The following is a 12,909-nucleotide window of genomic DNA, read 5'->3' as shown; positions in this document are numbered from 1 at the left end:
GCATCAAGATGACCACGCGATGAAGGTTTTTCACGGTTTCGGTCTGCTCGACCGAGAGGCGCTTTCCGTGCGTTGTTCGGCTTCCATATCTATCGACAACTTGTGCGAGGCCGCTTTTTCCATGGCCGCCAATCGTTTCTTGACCCCAATTTTCGAATCTAAGCCAAGGGCGGCACGGTAAGCTTCTATTGCCTCGGTTGGCTTGTTCATCTTTTCTAGCAACTCGCCCTTAAGGCGATAGCCGCCCGCGAGCCACCTGCCGTCCTGCCCGGACTGGAAAGCAGAAATCGTTGCATCAACAACACCAAACGCGCGCTCAAGTGCCTTATCGGAGCCGTCCATCTCGACCAGTTCCCCAGCGGCCCGGATGCGCGTCCACGGGTCGCCTTTGGTGAGGCGAGCGGCCATAAATTTCTTTGCGTCGAGAAATTCGCCGGTCGGTGAATATGCGAACCACCCAAGGTGGTTGATTTTCGCAAAAACGCGTTTGAGCTCCCCGCCCTCAATTTCAAACGTGTATTCCGAGCTCCAGCCTGCGACCGGCGTGCATGAGGCCAGTACCCTCTGCTGCGCGACGTCATGTATCTCGAGGATGAAGCTGTCTTCGTTGGCCGAATTACAGGTTTGGCTCGCGACGTACCGCCCACACGGTGAAATGCTGAAGCCAGCCAGGTTCGCGTTATACACACGCCTATACTCTGGCTTGCCTGTTGGGTCGAAAATCATGAGCTTCGCGGAAAGCGCTGAAGTCTGGCCAGCGTCGTTCACCCCAAAAACCCCCGTGTCCGAGACGTCAACCGAGAATGGGCGTTCCAGGTTGTTGACCATGGTCACAATGCCGCCGGTCATATTATCGCGAAGACTCACAGTTCGTTGTCGCTTCTGCGATGCGTCGGGTCCTGGGTCCCAATAACCGACAGACCAGTGCTTGTTGGGCGAGTGACGCGCGAGGCCGAAATCCATCAAGTCATCAATTTTTGATGGAAGCCGGATACGCTCACGAGCTGGCTCAGCAACCACCGTGTCTGCAACTTTGGTGGTCGTTGGCGCGGTAGCCGTCGGCCTAGGTGCTGCCGCAGGTGCAGTCCGGGGTTTTAGCCCCAAAAAGCCGAGGAGACCTTTTAAGAGCGTCATCCACTCCCTCCCGTATAAGATGGCCCCGATAGTCGTACGCATTGTGAGACTCTCTCGGTTTTCGCCTTCCGGGGCGCGTGCCACGGTTCTGTTTCACGGCCGTTTGAAAGAAACAGAATACTGCAGTGACCGAGGCCATTCTCCAAGATTGAAATGCCCCGAAGATATCAGGCAGGTCACCTGCTTCGCGGCACTAAGGTCGGCATGCACTGCGTCACGTATCCATCCGTCGGCAATGCGCATCACCAGCACACTAAACCCAATTCTTCGGAATCAGGCCATCGCCTTCTTCCTTCCAGACAGCGACTTCGTGCATGTAGCGGCCCAACTTTCCTCCGCCCCAAATCGATTTGTCGGCATGCTCTACCACGATTGTCTGGTACTTGAACTCGGAACGTTGTAGACCTCGGGCTAATGCCACAAAGATGAGGCGAGTCTGCTCGATGTCAACGTCGCGCTGTCCCCGGAGTTCGGTCGCTTGCTCGCGATACTGGTCCAGAAGGTTTGTTCCCGAGAACGTGCTTGGGAAATAAACCTGACTGGGCTGGTCGATTGCGAGGAAGCTAAACACTGGCCCGTTGATTCGCTCCTGCTTGGTGAAGAACTCATGGAGCGCGAGAAACGTCGCGAGGTGATAGGCCATCCAATTGGCACCACTGCCAATTTCCCAGAGATAGTCCTTCCTGTTCGTAACCGCCCGCGTAAAGCTCAGCGTCAACTCCCTCTCGTCAAGAGCAATCTTGCCCTTCTCTTCGAGTTTCAGGTTGCTCGCGTAACCTTCGATTAGGCTCGTCAGCTCCCGACCAACAGCTTTCTCTCGCTCCTCGCGGCCCGATGCATTGATGAAGCCATCAAGAAACTTGATGCGGCGCTCAGTCTCGCGGATTCGGTCCGGCAGGTCGCCGCGGCCCTCCAGCGTGGCAAGTGCCATCAAAAGCGACTGCAGGCGACCGAGGAGCACGAATATGCGACCAAAGGAACCCAAAGGTGAAAATTCGTCCGGCTTCAGTTCAATTCGCCTCAAGCGTGCCGCATGGAGCCTAGCTTCCGCATCAGTCAAGTCGCGCTTAAGATGCTCCAGTTGACGGTCTACGATTGGCCCCTCGCGGAGTGCCTTGGAAAGCCGCGCGACATCGTTCAGCTTACCCGCAAGCTTGTCCAGGACAAAGTGGCTATGGTCCGTTTTCGAGCCGCACACCACGCAAGCTGAATCATGAACCAGACTGCGCTGCAGCCAATCCAGACTCACGACCTGAGCCTGTTCTGTATCAACTGCTTTCGCGAGTTCCTTCGCTCTGCCAGACAGCCGCTCATAGTCCTGGAGTTCACGGGCCAAATCATCTAGGTTCCGTTGCGCCGCATCTTCTTCCAACGTCGCTAGCCGAAGCTGCTCGTTCGCATATCCGTACTGCGGCGCCCTCAGGCGTTCGATGAGGTCGCCACGCAAGTATCCGTCGTTGAGCTCCTTAAGAGCGCCAACTCTCAATTCAAGGCTTTCGCCATCGGCGGCCTCCGACAGACCAAGCTTGACCGCCTCCTCCCAGATTACCCGCACATCGGCTTCCCAAGAGGCATACGCTCGGTGCCGAGAGAGCTCTTCCTTTTGCAGACCATCGAGCTGCTTTTGCAGTCGATTACGCTCACGGGTGGCCGTCAGGTAGTCTGCGTCTACTATCCCGAGTGCATACGGAAAGACCCGTTTCAGCTTCTCTTTGTGTTTGTACGAGTCCGACTTATAGAAGAGGACATTCGGATTCGCGACAATGTGCTGCGGCAGGAGGTTGAACGACGCGAGGTCGCGATAGGACGGCGGGTTCTCGGAATTGATGCTTCCGTCTTCATCGGCGACCAGCGAAATGTTCGTGATACGCGCGATTTTGTTGAACGCCTCTTTAAACTGGGCAAGTGTATGGGTCCCGATAAGCTCGTCCGGAAGAGGCGCCTCACGCGAGGCCAGCCTGGAAATGTGACATTCCTTGCTGCCAACGGCACGCTCCGGCGTACGGCGGGCAATGAGCACCCATGTGTCCCGAATGCGAACTTTCAACCCAAACCAAGCGGTCTTGTCCCGAATCTGACCAACCGGAATCGCGCAACGACTTGCACCCAGGCAGTAGTCGATGATAGCGATGATGGACGACTTACCTGTTCGGCTGCGCCCATGAATGATGTTCACCTTGTCGTCAACAAACGTGAGCGTCTGGATACTGTTCTCGGGATGCTCAGGCCAGAGAATGAGCTGGGAGATAAAGAATTGCATAGTCAAATGAGGCCCAACATCGCAAACAATTCCGCGGCAGTGTAGTCCTTAAACCAGTTTGCTAAGCGCAAGACCGTTCCAGCCATGTCGCCTGGGATGCCCGTCGGACTGCTCCCTCGAGGCCAATGGCCACGTTCGAATGCAAACTCTACGCCCTCTTCATTCGACCGCTTTACAAGTAGACCAGTCCCACACGCTATGTTGAGACCCTGACAGGTTACCGGCGCATGTGCGGAAACTCTGGCAGCCAGACCTTCCAAAATTCTTGGCTCATCCGACAGCACGCCATGAAGAGCAGTATCGAAATTTCTCCGCGCGATACTACGACGACTCGGTCCATGCCACACAAGGGGAAGAACAAGCAACAGCTTCTCGAACCCCGGGTGCCGAGTGTTGGCTGTACGGGTTTGATACCCTTTCGTAAAGCTAGCCAGCAGGAAGCATGCTAGAGCGCTGTTATGCATCAGACTACGGTCTTTGTAGCCAGTCTTCATTCTCCACCGCCATCTTTAGCATCATCCTTGTTCGCGAAGGCCGGGTGCCAATATACGAAAAATGACTCATCCGGGGCGTTCGCCAGATGGTGATAGTGTCCATGGGTGAAGTACAGATTCTCAGACTTGTATCGACCTATCGGCGCCTTGTATTCACCGTCGAGCGTCAATCGGAGCGTACGCTTTCCGAGCGCCTCTGGCGTCGCATCCGCCAAATCGAGCTCAGCATTATTTCGGCACGTTCGCCATCTCTGATGAAGCTGGTCCTCGCGTGCAAGCCAATCGGCTTGGTGCACGCCTTCACCCTCAATCCTGACCCTCTCGATATAGAAGGCCCAGTAGTTGTCTAGCTGCTCGTCGACGTATCGAGTCGGCAACCCGAGATGGGTCAACTGCTTCAGGAAAAAGTGGTCTCGCCCACCGGCTTGAACATATTCCTTGAAGCCTACTGACATCATGGGTCGCTCAAGGTAATCCTTCAGTGAGCGACGACCGACCTCCTTATGAAGCAGGTCTTTAAACATCTGCGGAGAGAACCATGCTGCCTCGTCCTTTTCCCATGCCGTACGACATTTGTCGACTGCCACACCAAGTATATGCTGGTAGATTTCATCACCTTGCGCCACCAGACCCGAAGGCAGGAGGAAACGCTGAATGGTGTCTTCCCGTGGCGGATTCCCGGTAGCAGTTCCCCCGTTGTCCGATAGCTTCAGGCGCCCAATCAGATATGCCAAATCATCGTCGGCATACTTGACTACGAAGCTCGCCTCCTTGCTCGCCGTCGACTTTTTATTCGCGAGCACTACCTTGGCTTGCTCACGCAACGCTGCGACCGCAGCCTCGATATCCTTCGCAGATACCGCATCGGAGAGACGGCGTACTAAGGTTCCCGATGGGACGCTGACATTCGTTACCAAGCGAAACTCTGTTTCGGCATACTGCTTCAAGTCAGCGAGGTGGCTGAGCCAGACGCGCAGCGTATGCCATAGCTTCCGGCTGCTATCCTGATAAGGGTGCCCCGAAGCCTGGACCGTGTTCGCGTCTTGCTCGAGCTTGGCAACGACAGTCCCGTCGGCTTTCGTTACCAGCTCGGCAACGTCGTCGAGAGTTTCGATGCCAACTTGCCTGTCAGGTGTTCCGCTCGAAAACAGTTCATTCAGTGCACGGTCAAACTGGAACGTGAAAGCGACGATTGTTGGCGCAGCACCTGTATTGATTGGCTTTTCGACTTGTAGTTTTTGGTCATCCTCGTCCATATTATTCCCCGATGGGAACTCGTAGTCTCGCCGAAATCAGTGTTTCATTAAATACTGTATGGATGAACAGGCAACCACCTCAGAACACCGGAGCCCACCTACGGGCGAATCACGCAACAATGACGAGTCGACCACTATCCGCGCGCGTCGAATAGGTACCCTCCCCGGTGCACAATCGGCCCACTGTTCTCCACTTGCGCCGCCTATCCATTTTGCAATGCACCAAGCTTAGATTGCGGCGTACGTGTCGAAATCGCGACGACTGAATCCCAGATTCTTGTACACTTCCTTAGAGAAGAAAGCACATATACCACAGGAAAGGACTTCATCAGCCACGCAACGGGGGCACTATGGGCAGTTCAGGCTCGGGTTCTTTTTCGGACTATCCTGGCACGAAAGCCAAGGAGGTCGAGGGAGATGGAATTGGTGTCGCGGGTGGCACGAGCGGCGTCGATAGATGCAAGCAGGCATTCTCCTGCGTGCTCGAGGATGTCGGCCAGTGCGACTTCTATTCGCAATTCAGGAAAGTACCGGCGCCCGGCACCCAGTTGGGCATCTTCTTTGATAAAAAGCGCATCTTCGCAGTCGATGTGGACGGCGTGAAGGTTGGGGCGCTTCCCACATCGTTCAACTATCTTGCGGCCTGCCTGGCGGGTGGCGTGACTTATGTCGGCATCGTGAAGAGTTCGGCGGACAAGCCTGTTCCCACCGTCGAAGCTGACTTCGTACCGCAATAATCATGGCCCCCGCAGACGCAGTTCTGGTTGTTGGGGAGTTGGTTGTCGACTACACACTGGCCCGCCAAGGTGCGATGTGCAAGCTGCGTTTGGGTGGCGTCACGCACGCTGCGCGAGGACTTTGGGCTGCGGGCCTCGATTACTCTGTGGCAGCAGTGTGTCCACAGTATCTGGTAGACGAAGCGAAGCGCTATCTGAAGGAGTGCGGTTGTAAGGAATTCATCTGGCTTGGTGATGTCGTCGGCGCACCGAACGTCATTCTCATAGGAGATGCGACGGAGGTCTCACATCAAGGCTATGAAGACTTGATGCGCGACACAAAGGTAGTAAAATTCCGCGACCCGCTCCCGCAGCTTGATGCTTACCAGAAGGTCGTTATCTTCCCCGGTCGGTTCGATATCAACGAACTCACTAGCGCTTTTTCTCCCGACGCACGCTTCTCTTTCGATATCGCGTATGACCTGGACGACCTGTCAGCACTCGAGGCATATATCGGACGCGTGCAGGCACTCATCATCTCGACGTCGTCTTCGTTGTTCGCGCGGCTCGGCAAGGACGATGTTGGCGGATTGATAGGCGCTGTCAAGAAGCTGTCACCAGACGTGTTCTTGCTGAAGGAGAATCGCGGCGGCAGCCGGCTCTTTGATTTACGAAACGCCGGTGTCGAAGAAATACCTGCGACCCTTGGCAAAACGGTCAACTCCGTCGGAGTTGGCGACGTCTACACCGCTGTGATGGTGGGTCTCTCTCACAAGGGATGGACTGAAGCCGCGTGGCGCGGCTGTCAGGCCGCGACGGCGTACTCGCAGTCCACGTTCCCTGACGACATCCAGCGCGACGTGCAACGAGGCTTCCTGCTGCCTCTCGATGTGCTGCAGTCGCTCGGCGGGACCATGCTTCCTTGGCACGACCGACCGCGTTATTCCATCTACCTCGCTGGCCCGGACTTCTCCTATGTTGAGAAGCAGGAACTCGACCGAGCTGCGAATAGCCTGAAGTATCACAACTTCAAAGTGCGTCGCCCCATTCAGGAGAACGGTGAGCTGAAGCGGCCCGCGAGCGAAGCCGACCTGCGGCGCACGTATTACATGGACTGTCAGCTGCTCGAGGAGTGCGATGCCGTCTTCGCAGTTCCGTTCGACCGTGACCCTGGCGCTCTCGTCGAAATCGGCATGGCAATCGAGATGGGCAAGCCGGTCATCACCTACGACCCACGGCGAGAAAATGAGAACACGATGGTCGTCGTCGGAAGTTCGGTATACTCCGCCGACCTCGACGTGTGCCTCAACGGCACCTTCGTCGCTCTTGCCAAATTGAGGGCCGAATCGCGATGAAAAAAGCGCTCCTTCTGGCCTCTGGCGGGCTGGACTCAACGACAGTTGGATACCAGCTCGTGGCAACCGGCGTAGAGGTTGTACCAATCTTTTTTGACTACGGGCAGCATTGCGTAGAAGTCGAGTGGAGTCGCGTTAACGAAGTCTTGCCTATCGATATGCAGCGGCCTGAGCGCTTCAACATATCGGATATCTTCAGAGGTTCGCAGTCGCGGCTGATTCGCGAAGCTGACCTCTGGACCGAGGAGGTCAAGGACGACGACCTGTACATCCCGTACCGAACGATGCTGTTCTTCGCCGCAGCTGCTGCGCGTGCACAGACTGTCGGTATCCTGGATGTCTATACTGGCTTCATCAACAGCAACCATGCCAAAGAAATCGACTGCACTGCCTCGTTTATGAACAGCCTCGACGGACTCACATCGAGCATCGGTCCGGTTCGCTTTCACTCCCCGTTCCGCTATTCATCCAAGGCCGATGTGGCTAGGGCGGCGGCTGAGCTTGGCGTGCCTATCGGACGAACCTACTCGTGCCAAGCGTCTGCCCAGTTTCCGTGCGGTGCATGTCCGAACTGCGTCGAGCGTTTGAACGCATTGAAAGAGGCGAAGTTGGTATGAGAAGGATTGGAGCGGAAAGGTCCGCCATCGAGGTGTTGCTTGCAGCGCGTCGCATCGCCGACCATGCGAAGGATGAGGGCGCGCTCTTTGAGGAGAACCGCCCGCGTGCTACGTGCGAGCACTTGGGTGCCGTTCTCGCGGATTCGGTGCTCCAGGCTGGGCTCAACTACACGACGGTTGTGCGTCCGCGGGTGCTGGCTATCCTGCGGGCGCATCCGGCTCGCAATACAATTTCTTCATTGGTCTCGCTGATACAGGATGGAAAGACTGGTGCATTCCTGAACTGGCGCCACCATGAAAAGGTCAGCCGTTTTGAAGCGTTGGTTGGTTTCCTGAAAGACTGGGACATCGAGGACGTGAAGGAATTGCGCGCCGGCTTGTCATCCGGCGAGTTCTGCGATGCGATTCAGACTGTCAACGGTATCGGCCCGAAGACCGTCGATTACATGGCATGCCTCGTCGGCATCGAGTCCATTGCAGTCGACCGTCACGTGCGGACGTTCGCGAAGGCAGTAGGGGTCGAGAACGACGACTATCACTTCCTGCGCAAGTCGTTTTGCTGCGCAGCCGACTTTCTTTCTCTTCCGCGCCGCGAATTTGACGCTTGGCTATGGCGCCGGGCTGCGGCGCCGGCTCAGGTGCAATTGCCCCTCGAGGTCTAAGCACGATGGCGGGCGTGCACACATGATGCGGCGCCGCTCATAATCAGCTGTAGCTCAATCCATCGGACGCAAGGCGAATCGATGGGCGTCGCCTGGTTCTTAACGTCGTCCGAGGCAGGGCCGAAGCCCGCCTGGAAGACAATGGCCCGGCACTGCCGCGCCGGCTGCGGTCAGAACGGTACCAGGCGCGACGCCAGGAACCCGACTGGCGTGGCAAGTCATGCCGGATGGATGCGTCTTGGCTCGGGCGAAATCGCGACCGGTCCTCAAGCTAGCGGGAATTTTGAAATCTGATGTCTCGGTCGATATCGAAGATATGAACCCGTGGCATGACTAACGATGGACCGGACGAAGTTTCTCGTAGAGGCGGCTCCTGCAAAGTCGGCTCGTGCCGGTTCGGCGGCGGTGAAGGCCGCGAACTATGTAAGAGGCCCGCAGCGTCCGAAATATCGAGACCCAAAGTCGGGAGCGACCTGGAGCGGTCGTGGTCGCGCGCCAGCATGGCTCGCTGCCGCGAAGGACCCCTCAAAGTTCTTGATTGACGGAACTGACGAAGCAACCTTGGCTGCGAAGCCGACGGCCACGAGGAAGAGCGTGGCTAGCAAGAAGGTAGTGGTCAAGAAGGCGGCAGCCGCGAAGAAGGTGCCAACCAAAAAGCCGGCAACGAAAACTCCCGTTCAAGCCTCGCAGAAGGCGCCTGCCAAGAAGGCTCCAGTGAAAAAAGCCGCATCGCAGAAGGCGCCGGCGAAGCGGGTCGCTCGCAGGGCAGTGCACAGCGCAGTGCCCGATGCGACTGGAATCGCAAATGTTGCCGTTCCGACCGAGGGCGCCGAGGCCGCCTGAGCGCCTTCGAGTGTGAGTCGACAGGAGTTCATCGCGACACTACATACGCTTTGGGGAGAGCTGTTGGCTCCTCAAAGCCATCGACTACAGCGAACTGGTCGGCACTTCCCCGGGACGCATGCGGCGATGCGCAATCGCCTTGTCGTTAGAGCGTCGACCTCACAGCCTTCGGCCTTCGACACGAGCTATCCGTTCCTGTTCCTCCGGCCACGTGACCGGGTCAGATTCGCACGAAGAATCCGGCCGCCACGAGAAACTCCACCGTTTGCTCAAGCGGCAACTGCAATGCAACCGAAACCCGGTGTGCATATTCCGCCTCACTGTCTAGGTACACACGCCCCCGCATCAAACTTTGCATCGCGGCGCGCGGCTCCCGTACGCCGGTTTGTTTCGCAGCGAGATAGATTTGCATCTCGTCGCCAAGGCTGCGCGACCAGAACAGCCCGCGTGTCGCTGCCGCGGCCGGATGCAATGCATGCGTGGGCTCGACCTGCCCCGGCGCGACAAGGGCGTCTTTCAGAATCTCGAACTCCTGCCGAACCGTCCGGCGGAGATAGCCTTGGGTTTCAAGCACTGACAGGAAGTCCCACACCGCGACCCGCAGCGAGGTCGACGCTGACGGCAACGCCGTGTAACGCTCGGTCAGCCATGCAGCCACTGCGTCTACGGTCAAGGCTGGCGTATAGCGCAAGCTCCGCTGGCCATGGATGAACTTCCGGAAGACGTCGGCTTGCCATATCCGCGGTCTCGCATTCACGGCGGAGGCGCCACGTACTGTGCTACCGAATACCAGTGGCCACTTCCGTTCCGCTAGGCCAAGCTTCCAGACAACAAAGGCCTGTTTTTCCGCGTCCGAAGCTCGGCGAAACCGCTCGTTCGCCACTTCACGCTTGCGTCGGGCGGCGGCCTGTCGTGCCCGCTCTGCGGCTCGCTGGCGGCGCTCCTGAGCGCGTTCCCGCATGCGTTCAGCTGCGAACTCGGCCTCTTCCTCCGCGAACCGAGCGTCGAGCCGAGACTGTGCCTCGGCCCATCCGGGATAGAAAAGCCATCTCTTGCCGGCAACCGTGTCCAGGATGCGGTGGGTAAGCGTTTCGACGGTGACCTCGCGTGCGACGTCAGACAGGTCGATTTCGAGGGCTGGAATCGCAAGGCTATCGAGCCGCGCCCGCTTGATGTCATCGGGTTCGTGTGTCACGACGACTTCGACAATCAGCAGCTGCTCCCCGCAGTCGGCCAGGAAGTCGGGCCGAATGCCATCCATCCATTTCTCGACATCGCCTGGAGCCTCCCAGCGGATGATGCGCTCATCACACACCGTGATGTCTTCCTCAAGCGAACTTTCATCCGTGCAGACCAGTGCTGGCACACGTAGATGCCGATGCTCGAGCAGAATCTGTTTAGCCAGCATGTGAAGTGCCGTTTCAAAACCCTTCGCACAATCCGAACCCGGCCGGTGCGAAAAATACCAAGCTTTCACTTCACCTTGCTTCAGAATCACCGGACTTCGGCAGGCGGCACAGCGAAACGGCCCTTTCGCATGCTTCGGCAGGTCGCGTGCAGCGACAAGACGCCCCAACGGGCTCACAGCAAATGGGATGGTCAAACCGGCTTTCATCGAGCAAGAGCGCAAAGCAGGAGTGGCTACTATAACAACACGACAGGGGTTCACCGCGTTCGAACGTGGTTCCAACCTTGTCATCCTGGTCGCGTTCCTATCAGTACCGGCGGAAACTCTTTCGATTTCGGGTTGTTTGCGAGCGTGAATTTCTCGCCGCGTATGAGATTGACGACATCGCTGACATGGACGACGATGACCTGCGCCGAAAAGCACGCGCACCACCTGAGCCGCAGGATTGAGGGCCGGCGTCTGACGTGCAACGGGTCGGCCGACGGCAGCTGCGGGGACGGCGAAGACTTCCGCGATTACATGCGAATACTGGGTACAAACCTTCGGCGGTGCGCCGGGAACGACAGTGGTCATAGTGTCGCTCGGGAAATCGCCTGGCACATCACCCACGCCCATCTCGACGCCCTTTCATCCCATCCGTTTTGCAGTCCATATTAAATAATCTATATGTCAACCGCGGACCGGCTGGGCCCAGATTCCTGGCAGCGCTGCAGCAGATGTCGCGATATCAACATCGAGGGGGTAGTGCCGAAGCAAACGAAGCGCCAACGCTCGCACTTCACTGGATGCTGCGCTATCAGCAGCGGCAAGCATCTGCAGAAACTCGCGCGTCGAAATCACCGCGTTTGTTCGCTCATCCGCAGTTGTCATCTACCACCCCGGCCAGGAACTCGTTGGTGACGTCCGAGATTGACTCCACCCCGGCCCCCTCACACCAACATTGCCAAACATAGTCAGCGTTATCCGACCGTCCGGGTTGGCCAACGAGTTGATAGACGCGCCCCGACTGCGTCTTGCCTCGCAATGTGCGATGGTCGAACGCGACAATCGGAGAACTCACGCGGCCACTGAAGTCACGTTCATCCGCTCCGACAAAGTGCCATGTCCCGCCATCGATTTCGAGAACCCTCCACCTGACAATGGAAACCTCGGGTTCGGCGGCTACGGGACCAATCTTCCAAAGTGCCATGGCTCAACTCCTCCCGGCGCGTTTGATGTCGTTCGAACGGTCGTGGTTGCGGCGCGCCACACCAGATGTGTGCCGGAAGTGACTTCGCGTGTTTGCGAACTGCTCGTATGGAAACACGTGCACTCAGTCCCGCACGCCACGCTCGGCAAATCCTTGCACCAACCGTGGCAATGCCGGCGAGACCGGGTGTCGTCTTTCGGCCCGCGATGGGGCGCGTGCCTCCTCAAAAACAGACATAAAAATCGCTGTTTTTATTCTAGCTGAACAACCGGAAATGACAAGGCGAAAGGTCGGCTACCGCTCACGCGAGCGGCGAGGCAGGTGGCGCCTCAACCGCCGCAACGAGGTCTTCGTAGTCGATGAAACGCTCCATACTTGAACTGCCCAGCGCAACCACACACTGGAGAAACTCGGGGAGCGATACCGTTCCGTCTAGAAGATGGGAAGCGAGTGTCCGCTCAGTCAGGTCCGCACCGAGGCGAACCATTCTCTGCGCCAGTTCCTCGACTGTAACTGTTGGGTGCCGAGACAACTCAGCTTCGATAACCGCTCTAGCTCTATCCTCCCAGGTCCCCGGGAACGACGCAGGTTCGAGCCAAAGCCGAGGCATCTTGGCGCGAGTCACGGAAAGTATCTGCAGAAGGAGCCCGAGCTTAATCCTCCCTCTCGATACTCGTGACGCGAGCGACCTCTCACTTTCCTTTACGCCCACGGACGTCAACGCACAAGCAAGTTCTGCATAGCTCACCCCCTTCCGCGCAAGCACGGCGCGCACGACACGCGAGGCCAAACCGGTCCAGGGGGTGTCTGCTTCGCTCACAAGACTCCTTGCTTCTTCGGGCACGCGAACTAAACTAAAATGACAGTAAAAATCGCCGATTAAAACCAAAGCTGCTGCGCCCAATACATCTTGAGCCAGTAGCAACTAGGAAGGCCATCGTCGGGGAGATTGTACTGTGAGAGGGACGCCCTAGG

12 protein-coding genes and 1 pseudogene are annotated in these 12,909 nt (G+C 57.5%); 6 read left to right on the top strand and 7 right to left on the bottom strand.

The genetic code is table 11. From position 1 onward, the window contains the following. Positions 1-30: 30 nt before the first annotated feature. The 4 genes from CFB35_RS17765 to CFB35_RS17755 all read right to left on the bottom strand — a co-directional run bounded on the left by CFB35_RS17765 (position 31) and on the right by CFB35_RS17755 (position 5,144). Positions 31-1,134, bottom strand: coding sequence for a hypothetical protein (locus CFB35_RS17765; protein ID WP_143328741.1), 1,104 nt, complete (start codon positions 1,132-1,134; stop codon positions 31-33). 253 nt (positions 1,135-1,387) lie between these two features. Continuing rightward, positions 1,388-3,394, bottom strand: a complete 2,007-nt coding sequence (locus tag CFB35_RS17760) for a DUF3732 domain-containing protein (RefSeq protein ID WP_089465348.1) — start codon at positions 3,392-3,394, stop codon at positions 1,388-1,390. Between the two features lie 2 nt (positions 3,395-3,396). Continuing rightward, positions 3,397-3,858 (bottom strand): three component ABC system middle component, encoded by a 462-nt coding sequence (locus tag CFB35_RS35685; RefSeq protein ID WP_373453018.1) that lies wholly within the window; start codon positions 3,856-3,858, stop codon positions 3,397-3,399. Between the two features lie 26 nt (positions 3,859-3,884). Beyond that, positions 3,885-5,144: an ABC-three component system protein gene (locus CFB35_RS17755; RefSeq protein WP_089465347.1), complete on the bottom strand. Its 1,260-nt coding sequence runs from the start codon at positions 5,142-5,144 to the stop codon at positions 3,885-3,887. A 350-nt stretch (positions 5,145-5,494) separates the two neighbouring features. Here CFB35_RS17755 and CFB35_RS17750 point away from each other — a divergent pair, with 350 nt between their 5' ends. From CFB35_RS17750 to CFB35_RS35375, 6 genes and pseudogenes are all read left to right on the top strand, one after another. Next, entirely contained in the window at positions 5,495-5,881 is a 387-nt protein-coding gene (locus tag CFB35_RS17750) for a hypothetical protein (RefSeq protein ID WP_233624056.1), read from the top strand. Between the two features lie 2 nt (positions 5,882-5,883). Then, positions 5,884-7,215, top strand: coding sequence for a nucleoside 2-deoxyribosyltransferase (locus CFB35_RS17745; RefSeq protein WP_256939986.1), 1,332 nt, complete (start codon positions 5,884-5,886; stop codon positions 7,213-7,215). Then, positions 7,212-7,832 carry a 7-cyano-7-deazaguanine synthase gene (locus CFB35_RS17740; RefSeq protein ID WP_089465346.1) on the top strand — a complete coding sequence of 207 codons (621 nt, stop codon included), beginning with the start codon at positions 7,212-7,214 and terminating at the stop codon, positions 7,830-7,832. The genes CFB35_RS17745 and CFB35_RS17740 overlap by 4 nt, the downstream gene beginning before the upstream one ends. Continuing rightward, positions 7,778-8,494 (top strand): hypothetical protein, encoded by a 717-nt coding sequence (locus CFB35_RS17735; RefSeq protein ID WP_256939985.1) that lies wholly within the window; start codon positions 7,778-7,780, stop codon positions 8,492-8,494. Before CFB35_RS17740 ends, CFB35_RS17735 begins: the two co-directional genes overlap by 55 nt. Positions 8,495-8,833: 339 nt before the next feature. Further along, a pseudogene (locus tag CFB35_RS35380) lies at positions 8,834-9,022 on the top strand (H-NS family nucleoid-associated regulatory protein); the annotation flags it as partial. Between the two features lie 66 nt (positions 9,023-9,088). Next, positions 9,089-9,337 (top strand): hypothetical protein, encoded by a 249-nt coding sequence (locus CFB35_RS35375; RefSeq protein WP_256940234.1) that lies wholly within the window; start codon positions 9,089-9,091, stop codon positions 9,335-9,337. A 220-nt stretch (positions 9,338-9,557) separates the two neighbouring features. Here the strand turns inward: CFB35_RS35375 and CFB35_RS17720 are convergent, their stop codons facing one another. The 3 genes from CFB35_RS17720 to CFB35_RS35370 all read right to left on the bottom strand — a co-directional run bounded on the left by CFB35_RS17720 (position 9,558) and on the right by CFB35_RS35370 (position 12,754). Then, positions 9,558-10,940 (bottom strand): competence protein CoiA family protein, encoded by a 1,383-nt coding sequence (locus CFB35_RS17720; RefSeq protein ID WP_179231758.1) that lies wholly within the window; start codon positions 10,938-10,940, stop codon positions 9,558-9,560. Positions 10,941-11,414: 474 nt separating this feature from the next. Continuing rightward, positions 11,415-11,558 (bottom strand): hypothetical protein, encoded by a 144-nt coding sequence (locus tag CFB35_RS35615; protein ID WP_306427105.1) that lies wholly within the window; start codon positions 11,556-11,558, stop codon positions 11,415-11,417. 677 nt (positions 11,559-12,235) lie between these two features. Then, positions 12,236-12,754 carry a DUF6471 domain-containing protein gene (locus CFB35_RS35370; protein ID WP_089465340.1) on the bottom strand — a complete coding sequence of 173 codons (519 nt, stop codon included), beginning with the start codon at positions 12,752-12,754 and terminating at the stop codon, positions 12,236-12,238. Between the last annotated feature and the right edge of the window lie 155 nt (positions 12,755-12,909).

Source organism: Burkholderia sp. AU16482 (genome assembly GCF_002223285.1).
Classification (GTDB): domain Bacteria; phylum Pseudomonadota; class Gammaproteobacteria; order Burkholderiales; family Burkholderiaceae; genus Burkholderia; species Burkholderia semiarida.
The sequence above is the reverse complement of the archived record's forward strand: the minus strand, read 5'-3'. Positions and strand labels throughout refer to the sequence as shown.

Excerpts from the sequence above, each read along its gene's own strand:
- CFB35_RS17765 (WP_143328741.1), bottom strand. The coding sequence starts at position 1,134 with ATGACGCTCTTAAAAGGTCTCCTCGGCTTTTTGGGGCTAAAACCCCGG.
- CFB35_RS17760 (WP_089465348.1), bottom strand. The coding sequence starts at position 3,394 with ATGCAATTCTTTATCTCCCAGCTCATTCTCTGGCCTGAGCATCCCGAG.
- CFB35_RS35685 (WP_373453018.1), bottom strand. The coding sequence starts at position 3,858 with ATGCATAACAGCGCTCTAGCATGCTTCCTGCTGGCTAGCTTTACGAAA.
- CFB35_RS17755 (WP_089465347.1), bottom strand. The coding sequence starts at position 5,144 with ATGGACGAGGATGACCAAAAACTACAAGTCGAAAAGCCAATCAATACA.
- CFB35_RS17750 (WP_233624056.1), top strand. The coding sequence starts at position 5,495 with ATGGGCAGTTCAGGCTCGGGTTCTTTTTCGGACTATCCTGGCACGAAA.
- CFB35_RS17745 (WP_256939986.1), top strand. The coding sequence starts at position 5,884 with ATGGCCCCCGCAGACGCAGTTCTGGTTGTTGGGGAGTTGGTTGTCGAC.
- CFB35_RS17740 (WP_089465346.1), top strand. The coding sequence starts at position 7,212 with ATGAAAAAAGCGCTCCTTCTGGCCTCTGGCGGGCTGGACTCAACGACA.
- CFB35_RS17735 (WP_256939985.1), top strand. The coding sequence starts at position 7,778 with ATGTCCGAACTGCGTCGAGCGTTTGAACGCATTGAAAGAGGCGAAGTT.
- CFB35_RS35615 (WP_306427105.1), bottom strand. The coding sequence starts at position 11,558 with ATGCTTGCCGCTGCTGATAGCGCAGCATCCAGTGAAGTGCGAGCGTTG.